Annotated in this window: 11 protein-coding genes; 6 read left to right on the top strand and 5 right to left on the bottom strand. The window is 66.5% G+C overall.

The features are described 5' to 3' along the window. The first annotated feature begins 65 nt into the window (after nucleotides 1–65). From J5M67_RS09220 to fdhA, 6 genes are all read left to right on the top strand, one after another. Nucleotides 66–1,316: a sarcosine oxidase subunit beta gene (locus tag J5M67_RS09220; protein ID WP_207884994.1), complete on the top strand. Its 1,251-nt coding sequence runs from the start codon at nucleotides 66–68 to the stop codon at nucleotides 1,314–1,316. A gap of 13 nt (nucleotides 1,317–1,329) precedes the next feature. Then, on the top strand, nucleotides 1,330–1,659 hold the full coding sequence (locus J5M67_RS09215) for a sarcosine oxidase subunit delta (protein ID WP_207884993.1): 330 nt from the start codon (nucleotides 1,330–1,332) through the stop codon (nucleotides 1,657–1,659). Next, nucleotides 1,659–4,679 carry a sarcosine oxidase subunit alpha gene (locus tag J5M67_RS09210; protein WP_207884992.1) on the top strand — a complete coding sequence of 1,007 codons (3,021 nt, stop codon included), beginning with the start codon at nucleotides 1,659–1,661 and terminating at the stop codon, nucleotides 4,677–4,679. The genes J5M67_RS09215 and J5M67_RS09210 overlap by 1 nt, the downstream gene beginning before the upstream one ends. 177 nt (nucleotides 4,680–4,856) lie before the next feature. Then, complete coding sequence (locus J5M67_RS09205; RefSeq protein WP_207884991.1) at nucleotides 4,857–5,492, top strand: sarcosine oxidase subunit gamma; 636 nt, start codon at nucleotides 4,857–4,859, stop codon at nucleotides 5,490–5,492. Nucleotides 5,493–5,552: 60 nt separating this feature from the next. Beyond that, nucleotides 5,553–6,410, top strand: a complete 858-nt coding sequence (locus tag J5M67_RS09200; RefSeq protein ID WP_207884990.1) for a formyltetrahydrofolate deformylase — start codon at nucleotides 5,553–5,555, stop codon at nucleotides 6,408–6,410. A 262-nt stretch (nucleotides 6,411–6,672) separates the two neighbouring features. After that, nucleotides 6,673–7,872, top strand: a complete 1,200-nt coding sequence (gene fdhA / locus J5M67_RS09195; RefSeq protein ID WP_207884989.1) for a formaldehyde dehydrogenase, glutathione-independent — start codon at nucleotides 6,673–6,675, stop codon at nucleotides 7,870–7,872. A 442-nt stretch (nucleotides 7,873–8,314) separates the two neighbouring features. Here the strand turns inward: fdhA and J5M67_RS09190 are convergent, their stop codons facing one another. The 5 genes from J5M67_RS09190 to J5M67_RS09170 form a co-directional block, all read right to left on the bottom strand. Next, entirely contained in the window at nucleotides 8,315–8,707 is a 393-nt protein-coding gene (locus tag J5M67_RS09190; RefSeq protein ID WP_207884988.1) for a lysozyme inhibitor LprI family protein, read from the bottom strand. A 107-nt stretch (nucleotides 8,708–8,814) separates the two neighbouring features. Continuing rightward, nucleotides 8,815–9,927, bottom strand: a complete 1,113-nt coding sequence (locus J5M67_RS09185; protein ID WP_207884987.1) for a class II histone deacetylase — start codon at nucleotides 9,925–9,927, stop codon at nucleotides 8,815–8,817. Further along, complete coding sequence (locus J5M67_RS09180; protein ID WP_207884986.1) at nucleotides 9,924–11,315, bottom strand: cytosine permease; 1,392 nt, start codon at nucleotides 11,313–11,315, stop codon at nucleotides 9,924–9,926. Before J5M67_RS09180 ends, J5M67_RS09185 begins: the two co-directional genes overlap by 4 nt. A gap of 68 nt (nucleotides 11,316–11,383) precedes the next feature. Further along, nucleotides 11,384–12,436, bottom strand: a complete 1,053-nt coding sequence (locus J5M67_RS09175; protein WP_207884985.1) for an ABC transporter substrate-binding protein — start codon at nucleotides 12,434–12,436, stop codon at nucleotides 11,384–11,386. A 176-nt stretch (nucleotides 12,437–12,612) separates the two neighbouring features. Then, nucleotides 12,613–13,995 carry an aspartate aminotransferase family protein gene (locus J5M67_RS09170; protein WP_207884984.1) on the bottom strand — a complete coding sequence of 461 codons (1,383 nt, stop codon included), beginning with the start codon at nucleotides 13,993–13,995 and terminating at the stop codon, nucleotides 12,613–12,615. Nucleotides 13,996–13,998: the final 3 nt, after the last annotated feature.

The raw sequence follows: 13,998 nt of genomic DNA, 5'->3' as shown, positions 1-13,998 counted from the left end.
TCGTTGCTCCTGATCTTTTGCTCCCCTTCCCTTGGGAAGGGGAGCAAAAGATCAGGAGCAACGACATGCAACGCTATTCCGGCTTCGGCCTGTTCAAGCATTCCCTGAGCCACCACGAGAACTGGCAACGCATGTGGCGCACGCCCACGCCCAAGCCGGTCTACGACGTGGTCATCGTCGGCGGTGGCGGCCACGGCCTGGCCACGGCTTACTACCTGGCCAAGGAACACGGGATCACCAACGTCGCGGTGATCGAGAAGGGCTGGCTGGGCGGCGGCAACACCGCGCGCAACACCACCATCGTGCGTTCCAACTACCTGTGGGACGAATCCGCACTGCTCTACGAACACGCGATGAAGCTGTGGGAAGGCCTGTCCCAGGACCTGAACTACAACGTCATGTTCTCCCAGCGCGGCGTCTACAACCTCTGCCACACCCTGCAGGACATGCGCGACGGCGAACGCCGCGTGAGCGCCAACCGCCTGAACGGCGTGGACGGCGAACTGCTCAACGCGCAGCAGGTGGCCGAAGAGATTCCCTACCTGAACTGCACCAAGAGCGCCCGCTACCCGATCATGGGTTCCACCGTGCAGCGCCGCGGCGGCGTAGCCCGTCACGACGCAGTGGCCTGGGGCTTCGCCCGTGCCGCCGACGCCCTGGGCGTGGACCTGATCCAGCAGACCGAAGTGATCGGCTTCCGCAAGCAGGACGGCGCGGTCATCGGTGTCGAGACCAACCGCGGCTTCATCGGCGCCAAGCGCGTCGGCGTGGTCACCGCCGGTAACTCCGGGCACATGGCCAAACTCGCCGGCTTCCGCCTGCCGATCGAATCGCACCCGCTGCAGGCCCTGGTTTCCGAGCCGCTGAAACCCATCATCGACAGCGTGATCATGTCCAACGCCGTACACGGCTACATCAGCCAGTCGGACAAGGGCGACCTGGTCATCGGCGCCGGCATCGACGGCTACAACGGCTACGGCCAGCGCGGCTCCTACCCGGTGATCGAGCACACCCTGCAGGCCATCGTCGAGATGTTCCCGGTGCTCTCCCGCGTACGCATGAACCGCCAGTGGGGCGGCATCGTCGACACCACCCCGGACGCCTGCCCGATCATCGGCAAGACCCCGGTGAAGAACCTGTTCTTCAACTGCGGCTGGGGCACCGGCGGCTTCAAGGCCACCCCCGGCTCGGGCAACGTCTTCGCCGCGACCCTGGCCAAGGGCGAGCCGCATCCGCTGGCCGCGCCTTTCTCCATCGAGCGCTTCCACACCGGCGCGCTGATCGACGAACACGGCGCTGCCGCCGTAGCTCACTAAGAGGGCCATCACCATGCTTCATATCTTCTGCCCCCACTGCGGCGAGCTGCGTTCCGAAGAGGAATTCCACGCCAAGGGCCAGGCGCACATCCCGCGCCCGCTCGACCCCGCTGCCTGCTCCGACGCGGAATGGGGCGAGTACATGTTCTTCCGCGACAACCCGCGCGGCATCCACCACGAACTGTGGGTGCACGCCGCCGGCTGCCGCCAGTACTTCAACGTCACCCGCCACACGGTGACCTACGAGATTCTCGAAACCTACAAGATCGGCGAAAAACCCAGCGTTACCGCCGCTGATTCCGAGAAGAAATCCGCCTCCCAGCCCGCCGTGGAGAAGGCCTAATGAGCCAGATCAATCGCCTGTCCCGTGGCGGTCGCATCGACCGCAGCAAGCCGCTGACCTTCAGCTTCAACGGCGAGACCTACCAGGGCTTCGCCGGTGACACCCTGGCCGCCGCGCTGCTGGCCAACGGCGTCGACATCCTCGGCCGCAGCTTCAAGTATTCCCGCCCGCGCGGCATCGTCGCCGCCGGCGCCGAAGAGCCCAACGCCATCCTGCAGATCGGCTCGCGTGAAGCGACCCAGGTGCCCAACGTGCGCGCCACCCAGCAGGCCCTGTACAACGGCCTGGTGGCCAGCGCCACCAACGGCTGGCCGAACGTGCAGAACGATGTCATGGGCATCTTCGGCAAGGTCGGCGGCAAGATGATGCCCCCCGGCTTCTACTACAAGACCTTCATGTACCCGCAGTCCATGTGGCTGACCTACGAGAAGTACATCCGCAAGGCCGCAGGCCTGGGCCGTGCGCCCACCGAAGTGGACCCGGACAGCTACGACTGGATGAACCACCACGCCGACGTGCTGATCGTCGGTGCCGGCCCGGCGGGCCTGGCCGCCGCCCTGGCCGCCTCGCGCAGCGGTGCGCGGGTGATCCTCGCCGATGAGCAGGAAGAGTTCGGCGGCAGCCTGCTCGACACCCGCGAAACCCTCGACGGCAAGCCGGCCGAGGAGTGGGTGGCCAAGGCCATCGCCGAGCTGGAAGGCAACCCGGACGTGATCCTGCTGCCGCGTTCCACCGTCAACGGCTACCACGACCACAACTTCCTCACCATTCACGAGCGCCGTACCGACCACCTGGGCGAAACCGCCCCGCTGGGCCAGGTGCGCATGCGCGTGCACCGCGTCCGCGCCAAACGCGTGGTGCTGGCCGCCGGCGCCCACGAGCGTCCGCTGGTGTATGCCAACAACGACGTGCCGGGCAACATGCTGGCCGGCGCCGTCTCCACCTATGTGCGCCGCTACGGCGTGGCGCCGGGCAAGAAGCTGGTGCTGTCCACCAACAACGACTACGCCTACCGCGTCGCCCTGGACTGGCAGGAAGCCGGCCTGCAGGTGGTCGCCATCGCCGATGCGCGCCCCAATCCGCAGGGCCAGTGGGTCGAGGAAGCGCGCAAGCGCGGCATGCGCGTCATCACCGGCAGCTCGGTGATCGAAGCACGCGGCAGCAAGCGCGTGACCGGTGCCAAGGTTGCCTCCATCGATACCTTCCGCATGAAGGTCAACGCCCCGGGCGAATGGCTGGACTGCGACCTGATCGCCAGCTCCGGCGGCTACAGCCCGGTGGTGCACCTGGCGTCGCACCTGGGCGGCAAGCCGGAATGGCGTGAAGACATCCTCGCCTTCGTCCCCGGCCTGGCCTTCCAGAAGCGCATCTGCGCCGGTGCGGTGAACGGCGTGTTCCGTCTCGCCGATGCCCTGGCCGACGGCTACCAGGCCGGCAGCCAGGCGGCTGTCGACGCAGGCTTCAAGGCCGTCGAAGGCGACCTGCCGGCCGCTTCCGAGCGCGTCGAGGAAGCCACCCTGGCGCTGTTCCAGGTGCCCCACGAGAAGTCCACCTCCCGTGCGCCCAAGCAGTTCGTCGACACCCAGAACGACGTCACCGCCGCCGCCATCGAACTGGCCTGCCGCGAGGGCTTCGAGTCCATCGAGCACGTCAAGCGCTACACCGCGCTGGGCTTCGGCACCGACCAGGGCAAGCTGGGCAACATCAACGGCCTGGCCATCGCGGCCCGCGCCCAGGGCAAGAGCATCGCCGACACCGGCACCACCATGTTCCGCCCGAACTACACCCCCGTGACCTTCGGCGCCGTCGCCGGCCGTCACTGCGGTCACCTGTTCGAACCCGTACGCTTCACCGCCCTGCACGCCTGGCACGTGAAGAACGGCGCCGAGTTCGAGGATGTCGGCCAGTGGAAGCGCCCGTGGTACTTCCCCAAGCGTGGCGAAGACATGCACGCCGCCGTGGCCCGCGAGTGCCGCGCCGTGCGTGAGTCGGTCGGCCTGCTCGATGCCTCGACCCTGGGCAAGATCGACATCCAGGGCCCGGACGCCCGCGAGTTCCTCAACCGCGTCTACACCAACGCCTGGACCAAGCTGGACGTGGGCAAGGCCCGCTACGGCCTGATGTGCAAGGAAGACGGCATGGTCTTCGACGACGGCGTGACCGCCTGCCTCGCCGACAACCACTTCGTCATGACCACCACCACCGGCGGCGCCGCCCGCGTGATGGAATGGCTGGAGCTGTACCACCAGACCGAATGGCCGGAACTGAAGGTGTACTTCACCTCGGTCACCGACCACTGGGCCACCCTGACCCTGTCCGGCCCCAACAGTCGCAAGCTGCTGGCCGAAGTCACCGACATCGACCTGGACAAGGAAGCCTTCCCCTTCATGACCTGGAAGGAAGGCAAGGTCGCCGGCGTACCGGCGCGGGTGTTCCGCATCTCCTTCACCGGCGAGCTGTCCTACGAGGTGAACATCCAGGCCAACTACGCCATGGGTGTGCTGGAAGCGATCGTCGCTGCGGGCGCCAAGTACAACCTGACCCCGTACGGCACCGAGACCATGCACGTCCTGCGCGCCGAGAAGGGCTTCATCATCGTTGGCCAGGACACCGACGCCTCGGTCACCCCAGACGACCTGAACATGGGTTGGGCCGTGGGTCGCACCAAGCCGTTCTCCTGGATCGGCTGGCGTGGCATGAACCGCGCCGACTGCCAGCGCGAGGACCGCAAGCAACTGGTCGGCCTCAAGCCCACCAATCCGATGGACGTCCTGCCTGAAGGCGCGCAGCTGGTGTTCAACACCCAGCAGTCGATCCCGATGAACATGGTCGGCCACGTCACCTCCAGCTACATGAGCAGCAGCCTCGGCTACGGCTTCGCCCTGGCGGTGGTCAAGGGTGGTCTCAAGCGCATGGGCGAGAAGGTCTACGCCCCGCTGGCCGATGGCCGTGTGATCGAAGCGGAAATCTGCAGCTCGGTGTTCTACGACCCGAAAGGGGAACGGCAGAACGTGGATTGATCGGAGTGGGGTTCGCCCCTCTCCCCCGCCCTCTCCCTGAAGGGAGAGGGAGTGACTGAAGCTCCCGGATAGCACGGTGCGTAAAGCGCACTCGGATATCCCCTCTCCCTTCAGGGAGAGGGTCAGGGAGAGGGCAGACAGGTTTCCAGGGCGCACGACGCCCCAAGGTGAAAAAGAATGAGCAAGGCAAACCTCTACGAACAGCGCCCCGAAGCCGGCATCCAGGCCGAATCGCCCCTGCACCACGCCGAGCTGGACAAGCTGGCCAACCGCAAGGTGGCCAACGCCGGCGTGACCCTGCGCGAGAAGAAATTCCTCGGCCACCTGACCCTGCGTGGCGACGCCCACGACCCGGCCTTCGCCGCCGGCGTGAAAAAGGCCCTGGGCCTGGAGCTGCCGGTAGCCCTGACCCTGGTGGCCAAGGGCGACACCTCGCTGCAATGGCTCGGCCCGGACGAATGGCTGCTGATCGTCCCCGGTGGCCAGGAATTCGCCGTCGAACAGAGCCTGCGCAAGGCCCTGGGCGAAGAGCTGCACTACTCGGTGATCAACGTCAGCGGCGGCCAGACCCTGCTGGAACTGGAAGGACCCAAGGTCCGCGAAGTGCTGATGAAGTCCACCAGCTACGACGTGCACCCGAGCAACTTCCCGGTGGGCAAGGCGGTGGGCACCATCTTCGCCAAGTCCCAGCTGGTGATCCGCCACACCGGCGAACACACCTGGGAGCTGGTGGTGCGCCGCAGCTTCTCCGACTACTTCTGGCTGTGGCTGCAGGACGCCTGCGCCGAGTACGGCCTGCAAGTCGCCGCCTGAGTGGTACCCGGCCCCCCTCTCCCACCGGGAGCGGGGGCACTCTCCGATCGGAGCCAGACCATGAGCCGCACACCCGAGACCTGGATTCTCACCGCCGACAGCCCGAGCCTGCTGGGCACGGTCGACGTGGTCACGCGCTACCTGTTCGAACAACGCTGCTACGTCACCGAGCACCATTCGTTCGATGACCGCCTGGCGCAGCGCTTCTTCATCCGCATCGAGTTCCGGGCCGGCGACGGCTTCGACGAAGCGGCCTTCCGCGCCGGCCTCGCCGAACGCGTCTCGCCCTTCCAGATGAACGTCGAGCTGACCCCACCGGGCTATCGCAGCAAGGTGGTGATCATGGTCTCCAAGGCCGACCACTGCCTGAACGACCTGCTCTACCGCCAGCGCATCGGCCAGCTGCCGATGGACGTGGTGGCGGTGGTCTCCAACCACCCGGACCTGGAACCCCTGGCCCGCTGGCACGGCATCCCCTACCACCACTTCCCCCTCGACCCGAACGACAAGGGCGCGCAGGAAGCGAAGGTGTGGCGGGTGATCGAGGAATCCGGCGCGGAGCTGGTGATCCTCGCCCGCTACATGCAGGTGCTCTCCCCCGAGTTGTGCCGCAAGCTGGACGGCTGGGCGATCAACATCCATCACTCGCTGCTGCCCGGCTTCAAGGGCGCCAAGCCCTACCACCAGGCCTACCAGAAGGGCGTGAAGCTGGTCGGCGCCACCGCCCACTACATCAACAACGACCTCGACGAAGGTCCGATCATCGCCCAGGGCGTCGAGCCCGTGGACCACGCCTACTACCCCGAGGACCTGATCGCCAAGGGCCGCGACGTGGAGTGCCTGACCCTGGCGAAAGCCGTGGGCTTCCATATCGAACGCCGGGTGTTCCTGAACGCCAACCGGACGGTGGTGCTGTAACGGCGCTGCCCTGCGGTCCTCCCCCACCTGTGGGGGAGACGCTCTTTTCACTGGGTTCCCGCGTTCGCGGGAATGACGCAACCGGGGCACTGATTTCCCCGTCATCCCCGCGAACGCGGGAACCCGGAAAACCCGAGCAACACCGACAGACCGCCGGCTGCCAGTAATCCCGGCCCTGTCGCGCAACACACGACATCCCAGTGCAAAACCGTGTGGCCCTAAGTGCCCGCATTTGTACCCACAAACACAATGAGGAATGCGTATGTCTGGCAATCGTGGTGTGGTTTATCTCGGCCCGGGCAAGGTCGAAGTACAGAACATCCCCTATCCGAAGATGCAGGACCCGCAGGGCAAGCAGATCGACCACGGGGTGATCCTGCGCGTGGTCTCCACCAACATCTGCGGCTCCGACCAGCACATGGTGCGCGGCCGTACCACCGCGCCCGTCGGCCTGGTGCTGGGTCACGAGATCACCGGTGAGGTGGTGGAAATCGGCCGTGGCGTGGAAACCATGAAGATCGGCGACCTGGTCTCGGTGCCGTTCAACGTCGCCTGCGGCCACTGCCGTACCTGCAAGGAGCAGCACACCGGCGTCTGCCTGACCGTCAACCCGGCTCGCGCCGGCGGCGCCTACGGCTACGTCGACATGGGCGGCTGGGTCGGTGGCCAGGCCGAATACGTGATGGTCCCCTACGCCGACTTCAACCTGCTGAAGCTGCCGAACCGCGAGCTGGCGATGGAGAAGATCCGCGACCTGACCTGCCTCTCCGACATCCTGCCCACCGGCTACCACGGCGCAGTGACTGCCGGCGTCGGTCCGGGCAGCACCGTCTACGTCGCCGGCGCAGGTCCGGTGGGTCTTGCCGCCGCCGCCTCGGCCCGCCTGCTGGGCGCCGCCGTGGTGATCGTCGGTGACGTCAACCCGACCCGCCTGGCCCACGCCAAGTCCCAGGGCTTCGAGATCGCCGACCTGTCCAAGGACACTCCGCTGCACGAGCAGATCGCCGATCTCTTGGGCGAGCCGGAAGTGGACTGCGCGATCGACGCGGTAGGCTTCGAAGCCCGTGGCCATGGCCATTCCGGGTCGCAGCACGAGGCTCCGGCCACCGTGCTCAACTCGCTGATGGGCGTGGTTCGCGTTGCCGGCAAGATCGGCATCCCGGGCCTGTACGTCACCGAAGACCCGGGTGCGGTGGATGACGCCGCCAAGCACGGCGCGCTGAGCATCCGCTTCGGCCTGGGCTGGGCGAAGTCGCACACCTTCCACACCGGCCAGACCCCGGTCATGAAGTACAACCGCCAGCTGATGCAGGCCATCATGTGGGATCGCATCAAGATCGCCGACATCGTCGGGGTGGAAGTCATCACCCTGGACGACGCACCGAAGGGCTACGGCCAGTTCGATGCCGGCGTGCCGAAGAAATTCGTCATCGACCCGCACAACACCTTCCGCGCCGCCTGACGGCGCAGCCACCCCCGGCCGCGGTCCCACTACCGCGGCCGTCTCTCCAGGGGAGCCGCAAGGCTCCCTCTTTTTTTTGCCTGCTATTCCACCCAGCCCAACGCCGTTCCGTGCGGTTCGCGGAAGGAGTCCGCTCCTACGAGAGCCTCTCAGGCGCACCTCAGCCCACAGGTGAAATCCCGTACCCGGCCGACATCGTGCCGTGCGGTTCGCGAGCAAGCTCGCTCCTACAAGAGCCATCGCCCAGTTGCACCGCAAACTGCAGGCGAAACCCCGTAGGAGCGGACTCCGTCCGCGATTTCCCGGCCGCCACCGTGCAGTGCGCTTCGCGGATAAGATCCGCTCCTACGAGAGCCAACCACCCGCAACGCAGGTTCTTCCCGTAGGAGCGGGCCATGCCCGCGAATCGCGCCCATGGGGCGCTCCTACGATCGCGCGGACGTTACGGCTTCGGCGCAGGGCAATCGAAATCGCCTTCCTCGCAGGCGGACAGGCCCTTGAGCTCCTTCACCCGTGCATCGGTGACCTCGGCCAGGCAACCATCGAACACCATGGTGTAGGCCGACCCGCCCTCCACCGACGAGGCGGCGAACTTGCAGTGCAGGTCGCGGTAGTGCAGCCAGGCTTGCTGGGCCTCCTTCAGACCGTCCTTCTGCTTCGCGTCCAGGCGCGCGCGATAGCTGTTGTAGACCTGGTTGAGGCGCTTGTCGGCGGCAGAGTATTCCTGGGCGGCGCAGGCGTTGAAGGTGGCCTGGTCCATGGGATTGGCGCAGTCGGCCGCGTAGGCGGCGAGAGGGGCGGCCAGCAGGCCGAGGGACAGGAGCATGAGCTTCATGGGGACGCGATCCGTTCGATTGGATTGAGCCCCCACTCTAGCCGCTCGAACTTCCGAGCGGGGTACCGTCGGGCCATGAGCGGTGAATACGCCGCCTGGCCGGGCCATTACCCCAGCAGCTTCGCCGCCATTCGCTCCAGAGCCTGACGCTGGAAGGCGCGGAAGTCGGCATCCGGCTGCTGGCCTTCGAGCATCGGCAGGAAGGGGTCGACCACTTCGGTGCGCACGCCGGCCATTTCCTCGATCACCGCGTGGCCACAGAACGGCACGTAGGCCTCCGCATAACCACCCTCGTGCACCACCACCAGGCGCCCATCGCACAGGCGCTCGGCGGCGGCGCGTACGGCGGCGGTCATGAAGCGGAAGGTCTCGCTGTGGGCGAGCATGCGCGCCAGCGGGTCCACGCCGTTGGCGTCGAAGCCGCTGGCGACCACGATCAGCTCCGGCTGGAAGCGCTCCAGCGCCGGCACGATGATGGTCTCCATGGCCACGCGATAAGCATCATCACCGCTGCCCGGATAGAGCGGCACGTTGAGGTTGTAACCCTTGCCCGCGCCCTCGCCGATGTCGTCCACCGCGCCGGTGCCGGTGGGGTAGCAGTCGGCCTGGTGGATCGACAGGGTCAGCACATCGTCGCGGCCGTAGAAGATCGCTTCGGTGCCGTTGCCGTGGTGCACATCCCAGTCCAGCACCGCCACGCGCTGGATGCCATGGCGCGCCTTGGCCGTTTCCACCGCCACGGCAATGTTCGCCAGGTAGCAGAAACCCATGCCGCGATCGGGCAGGCAGTGGTGGCCCGGCGGACGCGACAGCGCGTAGGCGTTGTCCAGCTCGCCGCGCAGCACCGCGTCCACCGCGGCGATGGTCAGGCCGGCGGACTGCCGGGCGATGTCGTAGGTGCCATGGCTGACCATGGTTTCCTCGCCCATGTCGCCATGGCCGACTTCGCTGTAGGCCTTGAAGCGCTCCAGGTAGCTTGCCGGGTGTACCCGCAGCAGGTCTTCCTCGCTGGCCAGGGGCGCGCTGGAAAGATGCAGCTGATTGCTGAGGCCGGAGACGTCCATCAGGCTCTTCAGCCGGCGCTTGCTCTCGGGCGACTCGGCATGGCCGCCGCCCACCGGCGGCTGCAGCCAGCCACCGACCGGGAGGATCAGCGCGTGCAGTCCGGTCGCATGCCAGAAGCAGCGTTCGTCGAAGAAGAATCCGGTGCGACGGCTCATGCGCGGGCCACCTTCAGGTTCTGCTGGCGCTTGCGGCTGAACAGCCAGTAGACCGGCGACACCACAGCCAGGCCGACCACCCAGGAGATGTCCGCACCGTTCATGGCCTGGGCGGCCGGACCGGTGTAGAGCGCGGTGGACATGAAGGGAATCTGCACCAGGATGCCAAAGATGTAGCAGTTCACTGCAGTCCAGTTGAAGGTGCCGTAGATGCCGCCGTCGCGGCGGAAGAACGACAGCACGTCGTACTCGCCGTGGGCCACCAGGTAGTAGTCGACCAGGTTGATCGCGCTCCAGGGCACCAGCACATAAAGCAGCAACAGGATGAAGTTGGTGTAGTTGGCCATGAAGTTGTCCTGGCCCAGCAGGGCGATGGCCAGGGAGCCGCCGAACAGCACCAGGGCGATCACCGTGCGCCAGCCGGCCTTGGCGCTCCACGCCGGGAGCAGGGTCTGGCCGACGGTGATGGTGGAGAGCGTGCCGCAGTACAGGTTCATCGAGTTGGTGGCGGCGATGCCGAAGGAGAACACTGCGACCATCACGGCGCTGAAGCCACCGGTCATCTCGATCAGCCCGGCGATCACGTCGCCTTCGCCGACCGCGAGGCCAACCAGCACACCGAGCAGCATCGGCAGGATCGAGCCCAGGCAGCAGCCCCAGTAGCTCGACCAGAAGGCCGTGCGCGAACCGGTGCCCTGGGGCATGTAGCGCGAGTAGTCGGAGACGTAGGGCGCGTAGGCCAGCTGCCAGAGCGCGGCGATGGACAACGCGCCGAGGAACCCGGGGATGGTGGTTTCGTTACGATCCAGCAGGTCCGCCGGCAGGCCGTGGACGAACAGCAGCCAGATGAAGCAGACCAGCAGCACCGCGCCGGACAGCCAGCACATCAGCCGGGTGTAACCGTGGATCAGGCGGTAGCCGAAAATGGTGGCGATGACGCTCAGCGCGCCGACCGCGAGGATGCCTTCATTGGTGCTGATCGCCGGGAAGCGCGCGCTCAGGGTCTGCCCGCCGAGCACCAGGTTGGAGGCGAAGAAGCCCAGGTACATGATCACCACCAGGGCGACCACCAGCAGCGAGCCGAAGGAGCCGAACTGCCCGCGGGTCTGCACCATCTGCGGCACGCCCAGTTGCGGGCCCTGGGCCGAGTGCAGGGCCATGAAGATCCCGCCGACCAGGTGGCCGAGCACCAGCGCCAGCACGGCGCTGAAGAACGGCAGCTTGAACACGGTGACGGCCAGCGCACCGGTGACCACGGTGAGCAGCATGATGTTGCTGCCGAACCAGATGGTGAAAAGATCACGGGCACGGCCGTGACGTTCATGGGCGGCAATGGGCTGAATGGTGCTCAGCTCCAGAGTCGCCGACGAATTTTGCGTCGTTGTCATTGGAGGTCTCACGCGGGTAATACGAGGCAGGTGCCCGGCGCGGGCGCCGGGCACGAGTCAGGACGGGATCAGTGTGCCGCCCAGGCGTTGAAGCGCTGTTCCAGTTCCTCGCCGTGATCCACCCAGAAGGCGGAGTCGACGGCGCGGGCGCCTTCGAGGTTGGCCGGCGCGGTGGGCAGTGCGCTGCGCACGTCCGCCGGCAGCAGGTCCAGGGTGCCCTTGTTGACCGGGCCGTAGGGGATGTTGTCGGAGAAGACCTTCTGGGTCTGCGGCTGGCTGGCGAAGGCGATGAACTTCTCGGCCAGCGCCTTGTTCGGGGTGCCCTTCACCACGGCCCAGTATTCCGGGTCGTACAGGCTGCCCGGCCAGACGATGCCGAGCTTCACGCCTTCTTTCTGGGCGGCGGCGATACGGCCGTTGTAGGCGGCGCTCATTACCACGTCACCGGCGGTCAGCCACTGCGGCGGTTGCGCGCCGGCTTCCCACCACTGGATGTTGGCCTTGAGCTGGTCGAGCTTGGCGAAGGCACGGTCGACGCCCTCCTTGGTGCCGAGCACCTTGTACAGGTCTTCCTGTTTCACGCCATCGGCCAGCAGGGCGATTTCCAGGGTGTACTTGGCGCCCTTGCGCAGGCCGCGCTTGCCCGGGTATTCGGCGGTGTTCCAGAAGTCCGCCCAGCTCTGCGGCGCCTTGGCGACCTTGGCGCTGTTGTAGGCCATCACCATCGACCAGACGTAGGTGGCCACGCCGCACTCGCTCAGGGTGCCGGGTACGAACTGCGATTCGTTGCCGATGGCCGCCGGATCGATGCGCTCGAACAGGCCCTCCTCGCAGCCGCGCAGCAGCTCGGGGCTTTCCACTTCCACCACGTCCCATGTGACCTTGCCGACGTCCACCATGGCCTTCACCTTGGCCATCTCGCCGTTGTATTCACCCGCGACGATCTTCCCGGCGCCGCTGGCTTCGAAAGGTTTGAAATAGGCCTGCTCCTGGGCCGCCTTGGTGGCGCCGCCAAAAGAGATCACGGTCAGGCTTTGCGATTGCGCCTGGGCACTGCCGGCAATGGCGGTGGCGAGCAGGGCACAGGACAGGGTTGCGTGCTTGAGCAAGGACGGATACATGGAACGAACTCCCACAGCCGGTTGGCGTTGTTGTGTTGCTGGGCAGTAGCCGGCGACAAACCGGCCAGAAGGGGTTCCATCGCGCGGGCGTCTTTGCGCTCGCGGCGTTGTTGTTGGAATAGCTTTTCGCAGCAGCCGGCTTGCTCGCGAGCAAGCCGGCTACCACGGGGCGCGCCTTACAGCACGCCGATTTCCTGGGCAGTGCGGTCGACCGCGCGGCGGGTCTTCTCGACCAGCTCGTCGATCTCGGCACGGCCGGCGACCAGCGCCGGGGCCATGATCATGCGGCCGAGGGTGGAGCGAATGATCACGCCCTCCTCGAAGCCGATGGTGCGGCAGCGCCAGGCGATGTCGTTCTCGTTCTCGTAACGCTTGCGGGTAGCCTTGTCCTGGACGAACTGCAGCGCGGCGACGAAGCCGGCGCCCTGGATGTCGCCCACCAGCGGGTGGTTGCCGAAGACTTCGCGCAGGCACTGTTGCAGGTACGGGCCGGTGTCGTTCTTCACCTGGTTGACCCAACCCTCGTCACGCAGCGCGCGCAGGTTGGCCACGGCCACCGCCGCCGCCACCGGGTGGCCGGAGTAGGTCAGGCCGTGGGCGAACACGCCGCCCTCTTCCACCAGGGTCTGGGCGATGCGCTTGCTCAGCACCAGGCCGCCCATGGGGATGTAGCCGCTGGTCAGGCCTTTGGCGATGGACAGGGTGTCGGGCTGGAAGCCGAAGTGCTGGTGGGCGAACCACTCGCCGGTACGGCCGAAGCCGCCGATCACTTCGTCGGCGCACAGCAGCACGTCGTACTGGCGGCAGATGCGCTGGATTTCCGGCCAGTAGCTTTCCGGCGGGAAGATCATGCCGCCGGCGCCCTGGAAGGGTTCGGCGATGAAGCCGGCGACGTTTTCCGCGCCCAGCTCGAGGATCTTCTCTTCCAGCTGCAGGGCGCAGCGACGGCCGAACTCGGCCGGGGTCAGGTCACCGCCGGCGGCGAAGAAGTAGGGCTCGTCGATGTGCGCGATGTCCGGGATCAGGCCGCCCATCTCGTGCATGAACTTCATGCCGCCCAGCGCGGTGGCCGCCAGGGTGGAGCCGTGGTAGCCGTTCCAGCGGCCGATCATGATCTTCTTCTGCGGCTTGCCGGCGACCTGCCAGAAGCGACGCACGGTACGGATCAGCACCTCGTTGGCCTCGGAGCCGGAGTTGGTGTAGATCGCGTGGCTGTAGTGGTCGGGCAGCAGGCTGAAGAGGGTCTCGGAGAGCTCGATCACCGCCGGGTGGGTGGTGTGGAAGAACATGTTGTAGTAGGGCAGTTCATCCAGCTGCGCGGTGGCGGCGGCGGTCAGGTCCTTGCGGCCATAGCCCAGGTTGGTGCACCACAGGCCGGACATGCCGTCCAGGTAACGGTTACCGTCGTTGTCCCACAGGTGCAGGCCTTCGCCGCGCACCATCACGCGCGGGCCTTCGGCGTTCAGCGCCTTCTGGTCGAGGAAGGCATGGATGTGGTGAGCCGCGTCCGCTTTCTGGTAATCGCGGGTGTCACGTTGCGGTCTGATCTGGTCGGTCATCGA

Origin of the sequence: Pseudomonas sp. 30_B, assembly GCF_017491605.1 — a bacterium.
Classification (GTDB): Bacteria; Pseudomonadota; Gammaproteobacteria; order Pseudomonadales; family Pseudomonadaceae; genus Pseudomonas.
Note: the sequence above shows the minus strand (reverse complement) of the source record. Positions and strands in the feature narration are given on the sequence as shown.